Genomic DNA, 21,262 nt, shown 5'->3' with positions numbered 1-21,262 from the left:
CTTTATTATCTGCACAAATATATATATTTCACAAATTACATGTGGTATTTCCTTGCTCTTTAAAATGATTCATTGATAATTTGAATATAAATAATTTATTTATCTTTGTGTTTTAAAATATGTTTCACTATCAGTTATGGTTGCCTATACTTTTATTATTACATATTTCTAAAATAGAAAATGATGTCCTCCAATTTTTTATAAAAATAGGGTATTTTTTTCAAAGCTTTATATTTTCATTTGTATATATATTTAATATTCTTATAAAACTTTCTTAATGATATATATTCTTTCCATTTTATCTAATTATTGTCAGTTGCCAGGGGGATTATTTTGGGAGTTAGGGGCTTCAAGCACTGCAACAATGCAAAATGAAATCTAATGAGAGTCAAACTTCCGAAAATTCGGAAAGGCATCTTAATTTGTCTGATGTCTTAATAGGGTTTGAACATTGTTGTATAAATTTTAAAATGAAATTATAGGTTACCTGTGCCGGCATGTTTAGGATTTCCAGTACAGGAAATAAAATAGGTGCATTATGCCGAGATTAGCTATAATTTCTGAAGCTTCTTCTGAAAAAATAATGATTCCTCACGGGACTGTTTCATTGACATAAGCTTTACTTATGTGTCAAATTGAGGGTGATACAGAAATGCGAAGGGGAATGAATACGCTACTCATTGTGGCTATTTTATGCCTGTCTCTTATAGGAATAGCTGCATCCAGCGATGTTGGCTGCAGTGAGGAATCTAATTGTACACTAAGGATCTATGGAACTTATGGTGAAGGACCCGGAAACCAGATAATGGATGATCCTGCCAACCCGGGTTTCAAACCGGAAAATCCTCCATATACAGATCCTGAAGCTCCTTTCTATCCACAGGCTGAACAGGCCCCTAGAAAGGACTTCGTGACCTTCAACCCGGCTATCATGGATCATAACCAGGGCTGGGACGAACTTCTCTTCTACCCCTGTGGAGGTGGACCAACAATCCAGACTCCAAAGGAAAAAGTATTCAAGAGGATGTGGTACGAGAAGGAATGGTTCAAGGATTATACCGAGGACGGAATATGGAATGTTGTCCTTGAAAAGACAGATACGACTTTTATCGGTCCGGATACCGTTATAGTGGATGTCAATGATGAAGAAGAACTCCACTCCTGGGTCTCGCTGGGCTACAGAATCATTGAATACAACAACCCTGAAGTTGACGGCGAAAGGGATGCGGATATTTACGGACCCGCGGTCAATCAGGAATTTACCTACATGATGACGGACAGCGACACCCAGCCAATAATGGTGAGCGCAGGCAGCAGGATATTCATACCCATGGCCCACGATGACGCTGTTTCGTACAGAGGTCTCAACAGTTTCGACGCAGACGCTGATGGATCCAAGGATACTGTCACAGTTGAAAGTGAAGCTACTCTCGGTTTCGACATAGATGGAAATGGAATTGAATCATCCATGGACAATGACGGAATCGAAGTTAGTGCTGACGAGAGCATTGTGTTCGTGCTTGAGAATAAAGCTCTGAATCTCGGTGAGCAGCTTCAGTTCTTCGACAACAAAGTGACTATGGAAGGAGTCAATAACCTTGGCCCGAACCCAAGTGCAACATTCAACGTTTACGACAATGAGGGAGGTGTCCCGGCATGCACGGAAACAGTGGTTATTCCACTGGGTGGAAGGGAATTCTTCTCCAGGGGTGTCCAGAACAGCGGTAATAACCCACAGGGACCATTCTTCATAGAACTGGTGGCTCTCTCCGATGGAAGTGCCACGGTCAGGGTAGGAAGGATGTTTGGTGAAGTAGGAGCAAACATCGGCGTGAATCCGGCCTGGAACCAGAAAGCCTTCATCGTGGATGAGGTGTTCTACAACGTAGTGGCCATAAAGGCAAAAGAAGACTGCTTCAAGTACATCACGTTCAGGCAGAAATTGCCAAAGACCCCGATTAAACTCTACGGTAAGCATCTTAAGGTGTGGAATGAAGGAGAAATCCTGCCTGAAATGCCGCCTTTCTGCATGGACCATGAGGTTCTTTTGGACGTGCAGAATACCCAGACAATACCTCAGAGCTGGCAGGACAAGATCGGACCGAAAGTGTGCAGACCACCTCTTGAAATCAAATATGTGGAAGAGTCAGTAGAGGAGAGGTACTTCGGAGAACTCAAGGAGATTTACGACGAATCTGAGACAAGTATAGATATTCCAATTAGCCTGGTCTTTGGGCTGGATAGCTCGGGAAGCATGGTTAGTACCGATCCTTCGAATCTTCGTCTGCAGGCATCAACGGATACCATAGATATGCTGGATTCTTCCAAGGACGAAGTAGGTGTGGTAAGCTGGGATGGCACTATTGATTTCACCCAGGCATTGACCGATAACTTTACCCTGGCCAAGACACAGGTGGTCAATGTAGGAAATTCTGGTTTCTCTACAAATCTGAATTTGGGGTTACAGGGATGCATTGATGTGCTGGATGCTAGCAACAAAGCAGACTCGGCAAAGGTCATTATCTTCCTGACCGATGGTAGTGGTAGCTATACTTTTGCCGGAGCAGGAGGTCCCGCAGCTGAAGCCGCAGCAAAAGGTTACAGAATTTACTCGATAGGTCTTACAATAGCTTCTGGCAGTGGGGCAGAAAGCAACCTGATTGATATGGCCACAGCTACCGGAGGAGAGTACTATTCCGCACCCGACGCAGCAAGTCTTGAAGCCATCTTCGACCAGATCAGAGAAGATGTAGAGGAAGAATCTGAACGCTGGATACTCGAATGGTTCTATACTTATCCAGACCAGTACACGGAATTCGTGCTGCCTGAAGGGCAACTTTACCTGGTAACCCTTTCCTGGGTTGCACCCGAATCTTGCATTCACATTTGGGATGGGGACTCAACAGGTCCGATCGATGCCTGGCAGGAAGAACGCGTAAAGTTCTGGTACGATGGAGTAGACTCCACCGGTTTGTATGTCAATGAACTGGACGATACGTCATCCATAAGGATTTACGGAACTTACGGTGAAGGACCTGGAAACCAGACAATGGACGATCCTGCCAACCCGGGTTTCAAACCGGAAAATCCGCCATATACGGATCCTGAAGCTCCCTTCTATCCACAGGCTGAACAGGCCCCAAGAAAGGATTTCATGACCTTCAACCCGGCTATTATGGACCACAACCAGGGCTGGGACGAACTCCTCCTCTATCCTTGTGGCGGTGGACCAACAATCCAGACTCCAAAGGAAAAAGTATTCAAGAGGATGTGGTACGAGAAGGAATGGTTCAAGGATTATACCGAGGACGGAATATGGAACGTCGTCCTTGAAAAGACAGATATGGATGTTATCGGTCCGGATACCGTTATAGTGGATGTCAATGATGAAGATGAACTCCACGATTGGATCTCGTTGGGCTACAGAATCATTGAATACAACAACCCTGAAGTTGACGGCGAAAGGGATGCGGATATTTACGGACCTGCTGTTAATCAGGAATTTACCTACATGATGACGGACAGCGACACCCAGCCAATAATGGTGAGCGCAGGCAGCAGGATATTCATACCCATGGCCCACGATGACGCTGTTTCGTACAGAGGTCTCAACAGTTTCGACGCAGACGCTGATGGATCCAAGGATACTGTCACAGTTGAAAGTGAAGCTACTCTCGGTTTCGACATCGATGGAGACGGAATTAAATCGTCCATGGACACTGACGAAATCGAAGTTAGCGCTGACGAGAGCATTGTATTCGTGCTTGAGAATAAAGCTCTGAATGTCGATGAGCAGCTTCAGTTCTTCGACAACAAAGTGACTCTGAAAGAAGTCAATAACCTTGGCCAGAACCCCAGCGCAACATTCGACGTTTACGACAATGAGGGAGGTATCCCGGCATGCACGAAAACAGTGGTTATTCCACTGAACAACAGAGAATTCTTTTCCAGAGGTGTCCAGAACAGTGGTAATACCCCGCAGGGACCATTCTTCGTAGAACTGGTGGCTCTCTCCGATGAAAGTGCTACTATCAGGGTAGGAAGGATGTTCGGGCAAGTTGGGGCAAACATCGGCGTGAACCCGGCCTGGAACCAGAAAGCCTTCATCGTGGACGAGGTGTTCTACAACGTAGTGGCCATAAAGACAAAAGAAGACTGCTTCAAGTACATCACGTTCAGGCAAAAACTGCCAAAGACCCCTATTAAACTCTACGGTAAACATCTTGAAGTGTGGGACGAAGGAGAAATCCTGCCTGAAATGCCGCCTTTCTGCATGAACCATGAGATCCTCGTGGACGTGCAGAATACTCAGACAATACCTGAGAATTGGCAGGACAAGATAGGACCTAATATGTGCAGACCACCACTGGAAATCACATATGTGGAAGAGTCAGTAGAAGAGAGGTACTTCGGGGAACTCAAGGAGATCTATAACGAGACACTCGAAGACAACGAGGAAACCGAACGCTGGCTGCTTGAATGGTTCTACACATATCCGGACCAGTACACTGAGTTCGTGGTGCCCAAGGGAGAACTTTACCTGATGACTCTGTCATGGTTTGCTCCTGAGTCCTGCATCCACATCTGGGACGGAGATCCTACCGGCCCGATCGATGCCTGGCAGGGAGAACGTGTCAAGTTCTGGCATGACCCGGGCATCACCGACGATCTTTATGTGAACGGTGTAGTGGGGGCATCACCGAATGAAGGAGACGTTTGCGGAGATGTGAACGATGACGGTACGGTAGACATGGGAGATGCCGTGAGGATCATGAACTACTGGCTCTATGGTGAGACTCAGTATCCACTTCTTGCTGACGGAGATGTGAACGATGACGGTACGGTAGACATGGGCGATGCCATGAGGATCATGAACTACTGGCTCTATGGTGAAACCCAGTATCCGCTCATCTGCGACTGAAATGGATGTAGTTGTTGAATCGAGAAATGATGAGAGGCTTACAGGCCCCTCATCATATAAATTTCAGAGAAACAGGGTGAAACAATGAATGAATTATTGAAATTAAGAAAACGATTGCCTCACCTGGTGCTGATTTCAATGGCACTGCTCATGATCTCTATAACAGCGGCATCTGCAGCAGAAGTCTATATGGATCCGGCATCAAGTAGTATAACTTGCGGACAGGAAGCACAGGTGAATATAAAGGTAAATGCCTGTGATTTCCAGGGGGGCCAGATCGAATTCACTTACGATCCGGCCTGCGTCAATCTTAAAGATTTGACTGTGAACACTGCAGTTTTCTCATCTCTTAATGCATGGAGCGAACCTGAAGACGGTAGAGTAAGGATTGGATTCGGGGCGCCGGCAGAAATGAGCGGGGAATACGTTATTGCAACATTCACCATGGAATGCGTTTCCGACAGTGCATGCTCTACAAACCTTGACTTCGTTCCGGCTCAATCGAAGATAGTGGACGACCAGAGCAATGCCTTTTCAGTGGAATGGACGGGTGGGACATTTGCCTTCATTGCCGATGACCAGGATTCAGAAAATACGGCCAAAGTCTATATGGATCCGGCATCAAGTAGTATAACTTGCGGACAGGAAGCACAGGTGAATATAAAGGTAAATGCCTGTGATTTCCAGGGGGGTCAGATCGAATTCACTTACGATCCGGCCTGCGTCAATCTTAAAGATTTGACTGTGAACACTGCAGTTTTCTCATCTCTTAATGCATGGAGCGAACCTGAAGACGGTAGAGTAAGGATTGGATTCGGGGCACCGGCAGAAATGAGCGGGGAATACGTTATTGCAACATTCACCATGGAATGCGTTTCCGACAGTGCATGCTCTACAAACCTTGACTTCGTTCCGGCTCAATCGAAGATAGTGGACGACCAGAGCAATGCTTTTTCAGTGGAATGGACGGGTGGGACATTTGCCTTCATTGCCGATGACCAGGATTCAGAAAATACGGCCAAAGTCTATATGGATCCGGCATCAAGCAGTATAACCTGCGGACAGGAAGCACAGGTGAATATAAAGGTAAATGCCTGTGATTTCCAGGGGGGCCAGATCGAATTCACTTACGATCCGGCCTGTGCCAATCTTAAAGATTTGACTGTGAACACGGCAATTTTCTCATCTCTTAATGCATGGAGCGAACCTGAAGACGGTAGAGTAAGGATTGGATTCGGGGCGCCGGCAGAAATGAGCGGTGAATACGTTATTGCAACATTCACCATGGAATGCGTTTCCGACAGTGCATGCTCTACAAACCTTGACTTCGTTCCGGCTCAATCGAAGATAGTGGACGACCAGAGCAATGAATTGGATGCTACCTGGCAGAACGGTTACTTCAGTTGTACCGAAAAACCCGATGGTCTCTTACTGTCTGCGGGCTGGAACTTCGTTTCTGTTCCATACGAACTGGCAGACCCCAGCTTCGCTAGCATTATCGGGGATTTGCCAGCTGACTGTGTTATGGGTTATGACGCATTAAAACATACGTGGGAGAACTCGATGGTCCTGACGTGGGTGCCACTGAAAGGCTATTGGATCCATGCCACTGAAGATTGTTTAATCTCGGCTGAAAAGCTTGATAAGAAACTGCCGTCCAGTCCGGCAACACTCAATCTGTACGCAGGCTGGAACGCCATAGGGCACTCTGACTCGACAGATTCCCTGTATGCAGAACTGGTCCTGGAACGTATCGACTCCAAGTATCTGTACATAATGGGTCCCTGGGATCCGGTTGAAATGAACTACACTCAGTGCGGATATAACAAAAAAACAGGAACAATATCCGAGAAACACATAGGAACTGATATCTTTAAACACATAGGAACTGATATCTTTAAAATGAGTCCATACGAAGGATACTGGCTGTACATGAATGAGACCGGCGTATACGCACCGCCAGCTTCCTGAGTAAAATGAGAAAATCATAGTAAGGTGAGTTATAATAACTCATCTTGATATTTTTTTGATATTGGGGGGGTTTTATGAAAAAGAATCATATTAGATTCTTAATACTATTTCAAATATTTGTGATTTTATTTGCAACATTGGGGACTGTCACCGCTGCAGGGCAAACACCACCAGAGTTTCCCCTTCTCATTTCGGGGGATATCTCCGTAAACGGGAAAGAAGCTCTGCCTGGGACCTCGATTGACGTAAAACTTAACGATGAAGTACTAAGTTCCACAGTTGTCAAGGTTGAAGGTAAATTCGGGGATGATTTTGGAAACAAACTTTCTATTGACTGTGCAACTGATGATTACAGTAAGCTAAACTTTTATTTGAATGGCAATAAATTAATAATGGATCCGATTGATACAAATAAGACAGACTCCGATGGATTCCTTACTCTGATAATTGATGCAGAGATATCTGAGAATAACGCTAAGGCCAGAGTTTCCAGTGGGGGAGGTGGGGGTTTCTTCTTGCCCGATGAGACCGAAGCAGAGACCGGGAGCAGTGGTGAAAAAATAAATGATATGGATGGTGTCGGTAATATTGACTTCAAAAGCCTTGGTAATGAAGAAACTGACAGTTCCTCCGGTGCTTATGCGGAACCAATTCCTGAATCCGAAGAATCCTCAAATAAGGGTTTGATCATCCCAGGTGTTGTTGGACTGCTTTTGGTTTCTGGTATTATATTGGCATCCAGATCAAAGAATAGTTAACAGGGTCAAATGAACTATTAGGATATGAAAGAAGGGGTAAATAGAAAATGAGCTTGGGGAGATCTCTCCCTTTCTTTTAAAATAGATCCTCCGGGCTTTTACCCTGTTATTTCTGGTGTTGCCACTGTTGAGGAAACCCCTTCAAAAATAAACCTCTCTTTTTTTAAAACAGTTTAAATACCCTTTGACTTTACTTTCAAAGATGCATGTTTTTCCGTTATCAAGCGGCTTTGTTTGTGTGGGCCTAAGGAATGAATAATCCTACTGATGACGTTTTTATTGGGGTGGCAGGTAATTACCCAAGTTCAAGAAAGAAAATAATGATGCTTGCTTTGTACTCATCTCTTCCAGAATAATATTACACTTATTTGATTCTTTATCCTGGATAACTGCCAGCCTAATTTCGGACAAATTTTCAATTAGTCTTCTCATAGAAAGACCATATCTCTTTGTCTCCCAGGCTAAATATCTGTAGAAAAGTAAGCCAATTATAGACAGAAATACGTGAACTTTGATATTTTCATCTTTGTGGTGGTACACCGGTCCCACAGGGACAAGCAGGTGATCATTCAATAGCTTAAAATCATCCTCTATAGCGCCTTTATTGTTGTATGTTTGCACAATTTTTTTAGTGTGCCAACGGTGCTTATCTGTAAATAGTATATTTTTTCCTAATGAATTTTCGCGCTTATTTTTATTCTCTTCGTCAATCCAGAACTTTAACTGAGGTTTTTTCTTACCTTCAGGAGCATCAGTAATTTCATATTTCACCATACTTCTGTATTTTTTGATAATAATGTCTGCAACCTCTTTTTCTACACTGCTCCTGTTTCTTGCTTTTCCTCTGTTGCTTTCCAGTCTCCTCTGTAGGTCTTCCAGATTCTCAGTTATTTTTGACATATTTGACTCACAAGTTCTTTTTTGAAGTTTGTGAGTTCCTTCATTGAAAGTAATTACTGTTGTAAATTCTGTCCCGTAAAACTGATGCTTTGTCCGATAGCCATAAATTTTGTGGCCTTCTGAGCTTTCATATAAAAATTGATATTTAGATAATGGCACTTCAAGAAGATCATCTGCCTGATTTGCTTTTACAGCCCCTACAAAATTCATCTTTGAAGTTGCTTTTTCAATGTTGTCCTTTGAATTGTTTCCCTTATCAAAAACAAGAACAAGGTCTTCCGAACAAATATTCAATTCGGTTAGACGGTTTACTATTTTGTCAACCAGACCTGAAAATTCCTCTGAATCATGCACATTTCCTGGATATGTCTCGTGAATAAAAGGTAAGTTGTAATCATTAGCAGCCAGCGCTACAGATACCTGATTTTTGTCTTTACGATGCTTTTTGTTATACCCTTTATGAAGCAATTCACTTTTTTCATCATAATTGGTAGCATAAGTGAACCAGTTTGATTCATCCACAAACAGTACTGAAGGGGTTAGTCCTTTTTCGATGAGAACTCGGCACAAATCGTCTTCAATATTTTTCATTGTGTCGGAATCAATGTAATTCATATGATTCAAAAAATTCTGACAATTTAATTTATGAGGGAATTTCCACTTAAAAGATAAGGCCGATTTTTTGAACCATTCCCCAATACCGTTTTCACTTAAAACTCCATGAGATTTCCCCACTATATCAAGTAAAAGATACTCTCCGACACTTAAACCATCGATTGATTTTTTCATAGTGTGCTTGTTCACTATGTCAACGAATCCAAGCTCTTCATTCACATGAAGAAGTGCGGCAAGTTTGCCGTACTCAAAAGATTTCAGTTTCATGTAGGGCAATGATTCACTCTGTTTTTTCATTTCAAATATTTTTTCGGCATTGCCTAAATATATCTGAAATATAGTTTTCACTTTTCCATCAATTCTGCCAGTTTTAATAATATACCAGTATTTTTTACCGTTGATTATTTTCTGTTTTAAAAAAACCATGATATAAATTTAGGTTCTACGTATATAAAGATATTTCTTCAAAAAACAGATACAATAGGCTTTTTAAATGTAATTTAGAACTTAGGCCTTACAAATATTTTTTTTAACGGATCTTCCTTGCCACTGATTTTTGTGGCAAATCAAGGCAAAAATAGCTCTTCTTTGAAAGCTGAGTTTGAAATCCATTAAAATATTGATGGGCCCGCTGAGATTCGAACTCAGGACCCCCGCCGTGTAAAGGCGATGTCATGACCGACTAGACCACGAGCCCATTTTGCTGATTATATACATTTTTTAAAATATCTCATGTATCATGCAATTTCAAAATATCATTAGTCGTATATATACATTTTGATCGGTGGGCTGCTTGCGGCCTCCAATTAACTTAATTATATTTTAAAGTTGAGGGTTTCAACCAAACGAAGATATTTTGGCAGTTTCCTCTACGACAATTTCTGGCAGTAATACAAATAGTCGCAACATTAATACAAACATTACTCCTGGTAATATACATCTCTCTCTCTCTTTTTTTGATTTGAAGTTCTCAAAATCCTTTTTTGCCATGAAACTGGAGTTTTTGGAGATGCTGTTCAGGCGAAGGTTTTAGGTGGGGAAGAAAAGTTATAGGTAGGTACTTACATATAATGAATTCTATAAAAATAATTATTCCCCTGAGCGATTCCCAAAACCAAATTTTTTCCTGAAAAATGTATTTGAAATCCTGCATAATACTCCCGGTAGCAGGGCTTCATGGAAAAGGTATCCTCAAAAAACTGTAAAAAACTGTAGCAAGGGGGCTACAGGAATCAGGAGTGTATAAAAAATGGAATATAGTTTGGGCATCGATGCGGGTGGGACCTACACCGACGCCGTTTTAATCAGGAATTCCAACGGAAGAATCGAAGAATCAAACAAGGCCCTTACCACCTATCCGGACCTGCTGGAAGGAATAGCAAACTCGATGGACGGGCTGGATAAAGAAAAACTAAAGCAGGTTGAGCTTGTTTCGGTCTCAACGACCCTTGCCACCAACACGATCCTTGAAAAGACAGGCTTTCCCGTGGGCCTGGTCTTTGTAGGGGACTATGAAATCCCGAAGGACTGCCCGATCAGGTACTACACAATGGTGAGCGGTGGGCACGACTCCTACGGAAACGAAGTAGCGCCCCTTGATCTTGACACGGTCAGGGAATTCGTGCTCGGCTTAAAAGACAAAGTATCGGCTTTTGCGGTCTCTTCCTATTTCAGTGTCCGGAACCCGGAGCACGAACTCCGGGTAAAGGAACTTATCCGGGAGCTCACGGGGCTGCCCGTGGTCTGCGGGAACGAACTCGCCCGGGCCCTCGGGGCTTACGAGAGAGGGGTTACCGCCTACTTAAACGCCCAGCTCCTCCCAATTACCGAACGCTTCCTGCACACGGTCGTATCCGAAATCAAAAGGAGAGACATCGATTCCAGAGTTGCCATGCTCCGTTGTGACGGCTCGGTGGTAAGCCTTGAAGAAGCCATGAAAAAACCAATCGAATCCGTCTTCTCAGGGCCTGCCGCAAGTCTGCTCGGAGCCTCCTACCTTTCCGGAAAAGAGACCTGCGCGGCAATCGACGTCGGGGGGACAAGCACAGACGTCTCCCTTATTTATAAAGGGCTTCCCTACCTGAGCGAGACCGGGGCCGTTGTCGGGGGCTGGCAGACCAAGGTCAAGGCTCTTCGGATGGAGACCTCGGCCATGGGCGGGGACAGCCATATCTGGGTCCAGGGCAGCAGGACCAGTATCGGGCCCCGCAGGGTTGTGCCCCTCTGCCGGGCGGCTGTCCTTTATCCCTCTTTCATGAAAAGCCTCAGTAAACGCTGGGTCCCTGACAGGCTCAAGCTCAATGAGCACATCCAGGCAACAAAGTTTTTTGTCAGGACGAAGCAGGAAGCAATTGAGCTGACCACTGAGGAAAAGGAACTCTTTGACCTCCTGGGAGACGAGCCCCTTTCCTTAAATGAGGTCTACTGGGACAGGAATATCATCCCTTCCAGAAGGGTCATGGATTCTCTGATACAGAAGCGCCTGGTCCAGGCAATAGGCTTTACGCCGACAGATGCTTTGCATGTGCTCGGGGAGTACACGGAATGGGACGCCGAAGCCTCGGTCATTGGGGCGATGCTTCTTGCCAACTACGTTGGGATGGACAAGTACGAGTTCTGCACAAATGTAAAGCGGCTCTTTGCAAAGAACATGGCCAGAGACCTCATCGCCTTCCTGATGGAAGGGGTGGACAAAAAAGAAATCGAAAAGGTACTTGAAGGCAATTTCTTCTCCCGCTTCAAGGTCGATGTGCCCGTGGTGCTCCTCGGGGGGCCGGTGCGGGCTTATCTGGAAGAACTGAAAGTCCTAATAGATGCCGAAATCCTGCTTCCCGAGTACTCTGATGTCGGAAACGCTGTCGGGGCTCTTGTAGGAAAAGGTATCAAGCGGGTTGAGATCAGCATAAGGAGTGTTTACAGCGAGTCCAAGTACAACCTCCGGACAAAGGCTGTGGTGGTCTATACTCCTATAGGGAGGAGGACTTTCCTCTCCATGTCGGAGGCTGTTAAGTACGCCGAGGAGTTCGGCAGGAAAATGGTCCTGGACTACATGGCCGAGTCAGGGCTTTCCGAAGCCCAGGTCTCAATCAATTTCCAGAAGAAAGAAATCAGGGCTCATGAAGGTGGGCTCCCGATCGAGACCACCCTGATCTTCGAAGGGGTCTCGAAATCCGACGTCTACGAAGAAGCAATAGGAGAAGAAGCTCTGGCGGAAGGAGAAAAGGGAAGAGTGGAAAATGAGTCCGCTTTCCTTGAAGAATCCATACATGCCGGGGAAATACCGACTGAAAATAAAGAGTGAAGGTTACTGCCTCTTATTTCCTTCCTCTTTTTACTGGCTTCTTTTTCATTCCTGTTCCTCATACTATTTGTATGCATTCGATTGTATATTTAAAGAGCTGTGACTTCCTTTTTCCTCCCACATGCCTTCCAAAAATAAAAAAAAGGCTTTGAAAGCAAAAAGATAAAATACTCAAACATTAATTAACAGGAAGCTGTTTCGAAATGGACAGAGTGCTCTTCAACTACTCGCAGGACACAGGCTTTGTCGCATGGACCAGAATAATTACCAGTCAGGCATCTCTTCTTGCGCCGGTAGGAATGAGGTCCAGGAACCATTACTGTCCCAGTCCTGATTGGAAAGGGGAGGAGAAAAAGTAGAAGTACCTGTTTTCGGATATATATAATACAGTCTTAAATTATTAAAATCAATTGATATTTTCGGATATATAATACAGTATCAAATTAATGTAAAGGAAAGAACATGATCCCTAGAAAAGCATTTTTAACCAGGGGCACTGGGGTCCATAAGGACAAACTAGCGTCCTTTGAACTTGCCCTTCGGGCCGCAGGCATTGAAAAATACAACCTTGTTTGTGTCTCCAGTATTTTGCCTCCCAACTGTAAAATCGTACCCAGGGAAGAGGGATTACCAGAACTGAAACCCGGGGCCATTGTGCACTGCGTGCTGGCCAGAAACGATACCAACGAGCCGCAGCGCCTGGTCACTTCGGCGATAGGCACCGCCGTCCCGGTCAATGAAAATAATTACGGCTATATTTCGGAACACCACTCCTACGGGGAAGACGAAGAAACCGCAGGGGAATATGCGGAAGACCTGGCAGCGACCATGCTTGCAACCACCCTCGGAATAGAGTTTAACGCAGAATTGGCCTGGCACGAAAGGGAACAGGTCTACAAAACAAGCGGACACATTTTTGACACTTTCAACGCCTGTCAGACCGCAAATGGAGACAAGAACGGCAAATGGACCACAGTGCTTGCCGCGATGGTTTTCATAATTTAATAAATTTTTATAATAAATAGACTTTTAAATAAATTCATGCATGCCGCAAAAAAAGACCTGTCTGCGGAATGCATGTTTTTCTTTTCAACTCTTTGCAGTTGGGAGGGGATCCATCTTCTTTTACGCAAATATCGAGGAAGAAGTCTTCCCCTTGTTCTTATACAGAGTTTCTCAAAATCATTATCTTCTATTTTCAAAAATATAAACAAGGTTATAAATAATCCAGGCACCGCAGCAGGTCCAGAAAACAGGCCCTGACGCACCAATAAAGAATTCTCCCATTCCGGGATTTCCTGGGTACATTTCAATGTAGAGAGAACCAAAGGTCATAATAATAAAGCTGCTGAATGTAAAAAACAGGAATATAACCTGGAGTTTGGAACTTTTTAAGTCAGGACGAAGAGAGAGAGCCGTCATAAATAAAAAATGTGTTTAAGACAATAAATAATTTTTTATATTTTTTTAATTTGGGTGTGGTTTTCAAGGAGATAGGTCAACTACCCCCACCTGCCAGCCTCCGGCTGTCGTGTTAAACCGCAGGTTTAACAGGAGTTTCTAATCTTCGATTAGAAACATCGAGGAAGGGGACTCCAGCTTATATAGTTGAAAATTACCGACCTGCTAAAAGGTAACAATCCTTCTAAAAGAAAAAAGTGGGCGTTGACTTATCAATAAAGCTGATGTTGTGGATTGTTGTGGATTGTTGTGGATTGAACTTGTGGATTGAACTGGAGGTCGGTTGATGAGCTATAATGAGCAACGCCCGATTAATACACAGGTTATAAATATTATATAAAGGATTTCAATCAAATTTAATTATATATGTGCTTATATATGACAAACCGTGTTACTTTATTCGCCTGAAGAAGTTTATGACCTGGTGCATCAGGATTGTAGTGCACCAGGATTGAAACCTTTGCAACAGGTCCCTCGTTCCTCAAAAACCTGAGTTGTCAGGTGAAGGCAGTGGAAGATGACCACTGCCTTAAAAATAAGCTGATCAGAGCTTATGGATCTTTATTCCGGCAACTGCATCCCGGACCATTCCCTGGATGTCCAGCTTCTTTTCTTCTTCCACAATGAGGTCATACTCTGCCTTTACCTCAGGGCGTTCAGGGACTGCTGTGCAGGTTCCTGCAGGCCTGATTGAGATATCAAACGTGCCTATCCTGCGGGCAAGATCCACGATTTCACTCTTATCGAAGGCTATCAAAGGATGGTAGATTGGAATTGCAAGCTGGTAGATCTCAGCATACATATTTGCCGCGGTCTGGGAGGCTACCTGCCCGAGAGACGAGCCGGTAACAATCCCGCTTGCCTTTTCTTTATTCATGATTTCAAAAGCTTCCCTGTACATCATGCGTTTGCAGAGCAGACAGGTATTTTTCCGGGCACAGGTCTCAATGAAGGCTTTGAGACTCGGGCCGTGTGAGATTTCGTAGGTGGTTAACTGGTACCCGGGGGCCCAGGCCTGGAGCTGTCTTATACAGTCAAAGGCCCTTTCCCGGGCCGCGTCCTCTGCATAAGGGCATGTATTGCAGTAGATGGGTATGATCCTGACCCCGCGCTTCATTATGAGCCAGGCCGCAACCGGGGAGTCGATTCCTCCGGACATGAGGACCACCATGGAGCCCTGCGTCCCCAGGGGGAGCCCTCCAACCCCAGGAACCGTCCCGGTGTAAACATAGGCTTTATTCTGCCGCATCTCGACAAAAATCTCCCGGTCGGGGCTTGTGAGGTCAACGGAAGGGCTTTTTCCCTGCTCCTCAAGGGCATGCCAGACTGCGTCCCCACATGTTCTCCCGAGCTCGGCCGAAGTAAAAGAGTGGTTTCCACTCCTTCTGGCCCGAATAGCAAAAGACTCCCCGTCCTTTATCATAGAAGGGGCAAGTTTTGCGCATAAGGCGGCAGCACTTTCGAGATCAGGGGGGGTTTCCAGTGAAAAAGACGTTGAAACCACTCCAAAAACGTCTGCTGCCGCCTTTGCTGCATGTTCTCCGGCCTCCTCAATAAAGATGCGGCCCCATTCCCGCCGAATTCCGGAATAAGCGATTTTCCTTAAATCAAGCATTGCCGCTATGTTTTGCACGAGAATTTTTTCATACCAGTTCCGAACTCCTGTACTTTTAAGTGCCAGTTCTCCATAGCGGACAAGAATTGTGTAAACAGAAGCTTCCTTCGGAACCGAAGGGGCCTTTCCCTCACTTGAAACCTCAGAAACATCACTCTCATTGCTGACCATGGATAACGGTATTGCTGGCATCGGGTTTAAAGCTTTCAGCAAGGGAATAAATATTTAGGGATGGGGAGGTCCCCTCTATAAATTATAACGCTTAATATATATAAATATATATATCCTTTTTGAAAACCTATTTAATATATTAAATACATAGTAATGTATGGTATTGTGCATTACGCACAATCGCATAGACATTGGGTAAAACTAGGTACAGTACCCACTATCGAAGCAACGCAAGCAAGAATTATCACAACTACACCAGGGATGGAGTATAAAATGGATACTTTGAAAGCACTTGCAGGGAAATCGATAGTAACAGTCCTAACAGCATATAGCCTGTTACTCGTTTTGTTCCCTGTGGGCTGGATAATCCTGCTTGGGACCCTTATAAGGAAGCCTAGCATGGATAAAAGGTCTATAGAGACAAGAATTCTCGGAGCAGACCTCGAAGTCTGAACTCCAGATAGAGCATGGCAACGGGTTTCGGAAACAAACAGGGAAACAGAAAGTGTTTCTGGCCAACATTCGCACCAATGCCAGTAAATTGAAAACTGGTTAGGGAGGATGTCGGAAGCCAACAAAGAAACGAAAGTTTCTGGGAAACATTCAGACAACCCCTTTTTTTATTACATCTTTTTTATCTCAGGCAGCAGGAGAAACTCTTGCTTGACAGTTCCAGCTTTGCCGAAAATGGCAGAGAGGGGTAGCCAATTTTTATAATTTTTTTTCTATAAAAGTTCCAAAAATGAAAACTGTAATTATATATTTATAATTAAAAATAATGTGGGATGAATGCGGAAACCCAGATCCCGCATACCACATTTTTTCTTATCAGCTATCCTTTTCCGTTACTGATACAATTGTTTCCGGTTCATTATGCCACCTGTTCGGAAGCGTGTAAGCCAGCGTTTCACTGTAGCTATCAGGCAGGAAGAACTTTGTGCCGCGGTCCTGAAGGGCCTCTATAAAGCCCGGGTCAAGAACGTCCAGTTTTTCCTTGCACTGCGAGGCGGCTTCATAACTGCGAATGGTGTAGAGGGCAAAGCGTTTGTTGTAGAGTGCGGAGGCCGAATTCGGGTCAATTGCAAGCGCTTTGTCATAGCAAGAAATGGCCTCATCAGTTTCTCCTTTTACGTTAAGTATGTAGCCCCTGTTATACCAGGCCGTTATACAGTCAGGCCTGAGTTGAAGGACCTTGTCGTAACATGTCAGAGCAGCATTAGTGCTGCTGACCTTGTAATAGGCAGCCCCTTCGAGGTACCAGGCAACCGCGTTGTTCGGGTCATATTTCAGAGCGTTATCGTAGCTGTTTATGGCATCGAGATAGTTGCCCTGTATGTAGAGGTCAAAGCCCTTGATATTATAAGCCTTAACATTTGCAGGCTCAAGTTCGAGGATCCGGTCATAGCAGGCAATCGCTTCATCATAACGTCCGAGGTGTTCAAGAGCTTCCCCTTTCCTGAAAAGGACCGAGGAGTCGAGAGGTTCGAGCGCAAGGATCCTGTCGTAAGTTGCAATGGCGGCTTCCTTTTGTCCGAGCTGCTCGAGTGTCCTGCCTTTATCGGAAAGGGCTTCAATGTTTGAGGGTTCGAGTTCAAGGACCTTATCATAGCTTTCCAATGCCTCTGAGTATCTTCCAAGGTTCCCGAGAGCTACAGCCTTCTGAGTCCACACCCTCGCGTTTCCGGGTTCAAGGGCAAGGAGTTTATCATAGCAGCCAATGGCTCCGGAATGATTCCCGAGATTTACAAAAGCTGAGGCTTTTTCCGAGAGAGCCACTATATTACCGGGCTCAAGTTCGAGTACCCTGTCGTAGTACCCTATAGCTTCCTCATAGCGTCCGAGTCTTCCGACATTGGAGGCCATACTCTGCCAGGCTGCTGCGGAGTTCGGGTTAAGGGTCGCAGCTTTTTCATATGATTTGAAAGCCTCATCGTAGCTCCCGAACAACTCCAGAATTGAGCCTTTTTCAAACCAGGCCGCGGTATTGGCGGGATTAAGCATGAGAACATTCTCATAAGAGCGAAGGGCTTCATCATTCATTCCAAGTTTGCCTGAAACTGAAGCTTTTTCATACCAGACCCGTTCGTAAGTAAAATCGGGGTCGAAACTCTCAAGGCTTCCGAGGTCAAAAGTCTGGGGAGTCTCACTTTCCTCTAGGCCATTATATCCGAGCAGGTAGAAAACAAAGCCTTTCTCCTGCAGGATTTTAATAACATCGGGATTAATGCCCGCTTCATTCAGGCTTGAGGTTTCAGGAGTAGTCGCGGTGTTTTCCAGCAGTTTCAGGTCCTCATTCAATTTGAAACGGGCCGGGGCATAAGTCGGGTTAATCTGAAGGGACTGCCTGTAACATTCGACAGCTTCGGAGTAACTCCCAAGCCGGTCCAGAGCAAGTCCTTTTTTATACCAGATTCCCGCGCTGCCCGGTTCAAAAGCAAGGACCTGGCTGTAGCACTCAACGGAGTCTTCATATTTTTCAAGTCTATCAAGGGCCGAAGCCTTACTGTACCAGGCAAGGGTATAGTTTTCGTCCTGCTCAAGGGCCTCATTAAAGCATTTCACGGCATCCTTATATTCTCCGAGCTTCGTAAAAGCGGCCCCTTTCTTATACCAGACTTGGGGGGATTCAGAATCAAGTTTCAGGGCTTTTCCGTAACTTTCTGCAGCCTCAGTAGACTTTTCCAGCCGGTCGAAGTCCAGGGCTTTCCGGTACCAGATCACAGCGTGCTTTGAATCTTCCTCAAGAACCTGGTTATAGCAATCTATCGCGTTTTCGTAATTGCCGAGTTCATCAAACGCCAGGGCTTTTTCATACCAGATTTTCCCTACCTCGGTAGAAATAGTAGCAGGTTCCGGGTAGCACACTACCGCAGCATCTCTGGCAAGGAGCTTTTCAAAAAGCACATCATCGCCAGGGGTTTCGGTTTCTAGATTGGCGTCAGGGTCCAGGGCTCTGGAAAAACATTCGATTGCAGCCTCAGTTTGTCCCAGTTTTTTCAGGGAAGAACCCTTGCTGTACCAGGCTTCGGAGTTTCCGGGGTCGTACTTAAGGATTTCATCGTAGCATTGGATTGCTTCGGAGTATCTGGCGAGCTGCTCGAGATCGTCCCCTTTTTTCTGGAGAGCTTCAAGGTTTTCGGGATTGGAAAGAAGGACATTGTCATAACATTTTCTTGCGTCCTCATAGCTTCCAAGCCGGTCGAGGACAAGCCCTTTGCTGAACCAGGCGTCGGCATAAGCAGGAGCAAAGGATATGGCCTTATCATAATATTCCAGAGCAGTCGCGTTATTTCCGAGAGAATCGTAACTCTGTCCTTTCTGATAACAGTAAGTGGCGTTATCGGGGGTGATATTGAGGGAACTGTTATAACATTTTATGGCGTTTTCATACTGCTCAAGCCCTTCAAAAGCCAGTCCCTTCATATACAGGGACTCAGCGCAGGCCGAAGAATATTTCAGGGCTTCATCAAAGGCCATCCTGGCTGGCTGGTGCAGGCCAAGCTCTGTAAGGACTTCCCCTTTCCTGTAAGAGATCTTTGTCCGATAAGCTTCAAGAGCAAACACTTTTTCGAAATTCTCTATTGCATCGGAATAGCTTTCATGGTTATAAGCTTCGAGTCCTCTTTTGAAAAAGGCCGAAGAGTAATTCGGAGAAGTCTCAAAGGCTTTATCGAAGGCCTCAACCGCAGGCTCGTACATCCCGAGGGCCTCAAGAGTACAGGCTTTCCCGTACCAGGCGGCAGTAGAATTCGAGTCCAGTTTGAGCGCTTTTTTGTAGCAGACAAGCGCTTCCGTATAGTTTCCTAGCAGATATAAACTCTGACCTTTATTACTTAGAGTCCCGGCATCAGTAGATTCCGGCTCAAAAGCCGCAACATTGGATTCATTCGCCGTAACATTGGATTCATTCTGCGGCTCTTCCATTGAATAATTTTGAGATGAAATATTTTCTCCATCAAAACCAAGGGCGGGATGCAGTATCCCCCCAGCCGATATAATACATAAACAGGCAATTGACCAGAATGTGAAAACACTGATAAATGATTTTCCCGACGCCATGAAATACCCCTTTTTTATTGAATTTTGGCCAGAAGTCTCCCTAACCATAGATACCCTCTTTTAACAAAAACTGTCAATTACATAATAGTACATCAATCCATAATATTCTATCGACATTGTACATCAAATTTAGAATGTTAATGAATATTTAAGTAATCAATTTAAACAGTGAAAGTAAATTAAGTTTTCTTCAAATAATGTGTAAAAAATATGAGTTAAACATCCCTTCTGAATTTCTTATACCTGAATATAATTAACTGATTTTAATTTGTTTGTATTATTTAGCGACATTTTGTATTTCTCTTACTATGTGCCGAAATCTTTTTTGGAGTTATAATCTTATAATTATATTTAAAGGTTGTTATATTAAAGTTATACGATTAGGACTCTTGTCCTGAAAGGGGCTTTCCGGCAAAGATAGACTAAAATATATCAGAAGATATCCTATACCGCGAGACCATGGACAAAAAAGACTTTCATTATTTTAGTGACTGGTTCAGGGAATACGTAGCTCGATTTTTTTCCCCGGACCCCCTTATTCAGAAAAATATCAGGCTTAAGGCCAACCATACGAAGACGGTATGTGAAAACATTCGCCTGCTTGCCAGGTCCGAAAACCTGGGAGAAAAGGAATGCTGCCTTGCCGAAGTAATCGCCCTTTTTCATGACCTGGGCCGTTTCGAGCAGTTTTCAAAGTATAAGACATTCAAAGACTCCGATTCTGAAGACCATGCCGTCCTCGGGATCAGGGTCCTGAAAGAATCCGGCATAATCTCCCACCTGCCCGAAAAGGAGCAGCACATAATCTACAAAGCCGTTGAATACCATAACCGTATGCAAGTCCCCGCTGAAGAAGAAACTGAAGACGTTATCTTTTACTCAAAATTGATACGGGACGCCGATAAACTTGACATACTGAAACTCATAACCGAACACTATGAAGCCCCCGAAAATTCCCCTAACCCGGCTCTCGAACTCTACCTGCCCGACAACCCGGCATGTTCGGAGACCATAATCAGGGACATCCTGAACAACAGAATGGCAAAAATAAGTGACGTAACGAACAGAAACGACGTAAACCTCCTGCGCCTGAGCTGGGTCTTTGACCTGAATTTCCCGGAAACCTTTGTTCAGTTCGAGAGGCAGGGCTACCTCGAAAAAATTTATGCAACTCTCCCAAATACGGAGGGAGTGTGCAGGGTCAGGGCACATTTGGAAGCCTACCTGAGTGCACAAAAAAAGAGCAGAAGCGAATCCCGGTCCTAATGTCAACTGGAAACTTGAAATACTAGAGTATACTTATTTAAAAACAGTTCTTAATGCCTCTAGAGGGCCTGGCAATAGGGTCAATGCCACAGCGTCAGATCAATGGAGCCTCCTGCCTGTTGCAGGGGAAGGGGTTCCAGAGGGAATAAATAATATATTCAATGTGTATAATTATATAGGGTCCACAAAATGTGGATGTCATTGCATATATTATACGTCAACTA

Annotated in this window: 10 protein-coding genes and 1 tRNA gene; 7 read left to right on the top strand and 4 right to left on the bottom strand. The window is 44.6% G+C overall.

What is annotated here, in order from left to right; translation table 11 throughout:
• The first annotated feature begins 664 nt into the window (after nucleotides 1-664).
• The 3 genes from ACZ5QV_RS02260 to ACZ5QV_RS02250 all read left to right on the top strand — a co-directional run bounded on the left by ACZ5QV_RS02260 (nucleotide 665) and on the right by ACZ5QV_RS02250 (nucleotide 7,650).
• Nucleotides 665-4,921: a dockerin type I domain-containing protein gene (locus ACZ5QV_RS02260; protein ID WP_464601039.1), complete on the top strand. Its 4,257-nt coding sequence runs from the start codon at nucleotides 665-667 to the stop codon at nucleotides 4,919-4,921.
• A gap of 84 nt (nucleotides 4,922-5,005) precedes the next feature.
• The gene (locus tag ACZ5QV_RS02255) at nucleotides 5,006-6,892 is read left to right on the top strand and encodes a cohesin domain-containing protein (protein ID WP_464601038.1); all 1,887 of its coding nucleotides are present in this window, start codon (nucleotides 5,006-5,008) and stop codon (nucleotides 6,890-6,892) included.
• Nucleotides 6,893-6,966: 74 nt separating this feature from the next.
• Nucleotides 6,967-7,650: a hypothetical protein gene (locus ACZ5QV_RS02250; RefSeq protein WP_464601037.1), complete on the top strand. Its 684-nt coding sequence runs from the start codon at nucleotides 6,967-6,969 to the stop codon at nucleotides 7,648-7,650.
• Nucleotides 7,651-7,926: 276 nt separating this feature from the next.
• On the opposite strand, the gene ACZ5QV_RS02245 is transcribed toward ACZ5QV_RS02250, so the two are convergent.
• Nucleotides 7,927-9,591, bottom strand: coding sequence for an IS1634 family transposase (locus tag ACZ5QV_RS02245; protein ID WP_464599431.1), 1,665 nt, complete (start codon nucleotides 9,589-9,591; stop codon nucleotides 7,927-7,929).
• Nucleotides 9,592-9,788: 197 nt separating this feature from the next.
• Nucleotides 9,789-9,862, bottom strand: a tRNA-Val gene (locus ACZ5QV_RS02240).
• Between the two features lie 552 nt (nucleotides 9,863-10,414).
• On the opposite strand from ACZ5QV_RS02240, the gene ACZ5QV_RS02235 reads away from it, so the two are divergent.
• Nucleotides 10,415-12,466 carry a hydantoinase/oxoprolinase N-terminal domain-containing protein gene (locus ACZ5QV_RS02235; RefSeq protein WP_464601036.1) on the top strand — a complete coding sequence of 684 codons (2,052 nt, stop codon included), beginning with the start codon at nucleotides 10,415-10,417 and terminating at the stop codon, nucleotides 12,464-12,466.
• Nucleotides 12,467-12,928: 462 nt separating this feature from the next.
• The gene (locus ACZ5QV_RS02230) at nucleotides 12,929-13,471 is read left to right on the top strand and encodes a pyruvoyl-dependent arginine decarboxylase (protein ID WP_464601035.1); all 543 of its coding nucleotides are present in this window, start codon (nucleotides 12,929-12,931) and stop codon (nucleotides 13,469-13,471) included.
• A gap of 1,000 nt (nucleotides 13,472-14,471) precedes the next feature.
• Here the strand turns inward: ACZ5QV_RS02230 and thiI are convergent.
• Nucleotides 14,472-15,734, bottom strand: coding sequence for a tRNA uracil 4-sulfurtransferase ThiI (thiI, locus tag ACZ5QV_RS02225; protein WP_464601034.1), 1,263 nt, complete (start codon nucleotides 15,732-15,734; stop codon nucleotides 14,472-14,474).
• 252 nt (nucleotides 15,735-15,986) lie between these two features.
• Between thiI and ACZ5QV_RS02220 the strand changes: the two genes are divergently transcribed.
• The gene (locus tag ACZ5QV_RS02220) at nucleotides 15,987-16,166 is read left to right on the top strand and encodes a hypothetical protein (protein WP_464601033.1); all 180 of its coding nucleotides are present in this window, start codon (nucleotides 15,987-15,989) and stop codon (nucleotides 16,164-16,166) included.
• A 375-nt stretch (nucleotides 16,167-16,541) separates the two neighbouring features.
• Here the strand turns inward: ACZ5QV_RS02220 and ACZ5QV_RS02215 are convergent, their stop codons facing one another.
• Nucleotides 16,542-19,637: a tetratricopeptide repeat protein gene (locus ACZ5QV_RS02215; protein WP_464601032.1), complete on the bottom strand. Its 3,096-nt coding sequence runs from the start codon at nucleotides 19,635-19,637 to the stop codon at nucleotides 16,542-16,544.
• 594 nt (nucleotides 19,638-20,231) lie between these two features.
• Between ACZ5QV_RS02215 and ACZ5QV_RS02210 the strand changes: the two genes are divergently transcribed.
• A complete protein-coding gene (locus ACZ5QV_RS02210; protein WP_464601031.1) occupies nucleotides 20,232-21,038 on the top strand; it encodes an HD domain-containing protein in 807 nt (268 codons plus the stop codon).
• The last annotated feature ends 224 nt before the right edge of the window (nucleotides 21,039-21,262 follow it).

This window comes from Methanosarcina baltica, from assembly GCF_055394095.1.
This window is presented reverse-complemented; position numbering and strand designations above follow the sequence as displayed.

Excerpts from the sequence above, each read along its gene's own strand:
- ACZ5QV_RS02210 (WP_464601031.1), top strand. The coding sequence starts at position 20,232 with ATGGACAAAAAAGACTTTCATTATTTTAGTGACTGGTTCAGGGAATAC.
- ACZ5QV_RS02260 (WP_464601039.1), top strand. The coding sequence starts at position 665 with ATGAATACGCTACTCATTGTGGCTATTTTATGCCTGTCTCTTATAGGA.
- ACZ5QV_RS02235 (WP_464601036.1), top strand. The coding sequence starts at position 10,415 with ATGGAATATAGTTTGGGCATCGATGCGGGTGGGACCTACACCGACGCC.
- ACZ5QV_RS02215 (WP_464601032.1), bottom strand. The coding sequence starts at position 19,637 with ATGGAAGAGCCGCAGAATGAATCCAATGTTACGGCGAATGAATCCAAT.
- ACZ5QV_RS02220 (WP_464601033.1), top strand. The coding sequence starts at position 15,987 with ATGGATACTTTGAAAGCACTTGCAGGGAAATCGATAGTAACAGTCCTA.
- ACZ5QV_RS02230 (WP_464601035.1), top strand. The coding sequence starts at position 12,929 with ATGATCCCTAGAAAAGCATTTTTAACCAGGGGCACTGGGGTCCATAAG.
- ACZ5QV_RS02255 (WP_464601038.1), top strand. The coding sequence starts at position 5,006 with ATGAATGAATTATTGAAATTAAGAAAACGATTGCCTCACCTGGTGCTG.
- thiI (WP_464601034.1), bottom strand. The coding sequence starts at position 15,734 with ATGCCAGCAATACCGTTATCCATGGTCAGCAATGAGAGTGATGTTTCT.
- ACZ5QV_RS02250 (WP_464601037.1), top strand. The coding sequence starts at position 6,967 with ATGAAAAAGAATCATATTAGATTCTTAATACTATTTCAAATATTTGTG.
- ACZ5QV_RS02245 (WP_464599431.1), bottom strand. The coding sequence starts at position 9,591 with ATGGTTTTTTTAAAACAGAAAATAATCAACGGTAAAAAATACTGGTAT.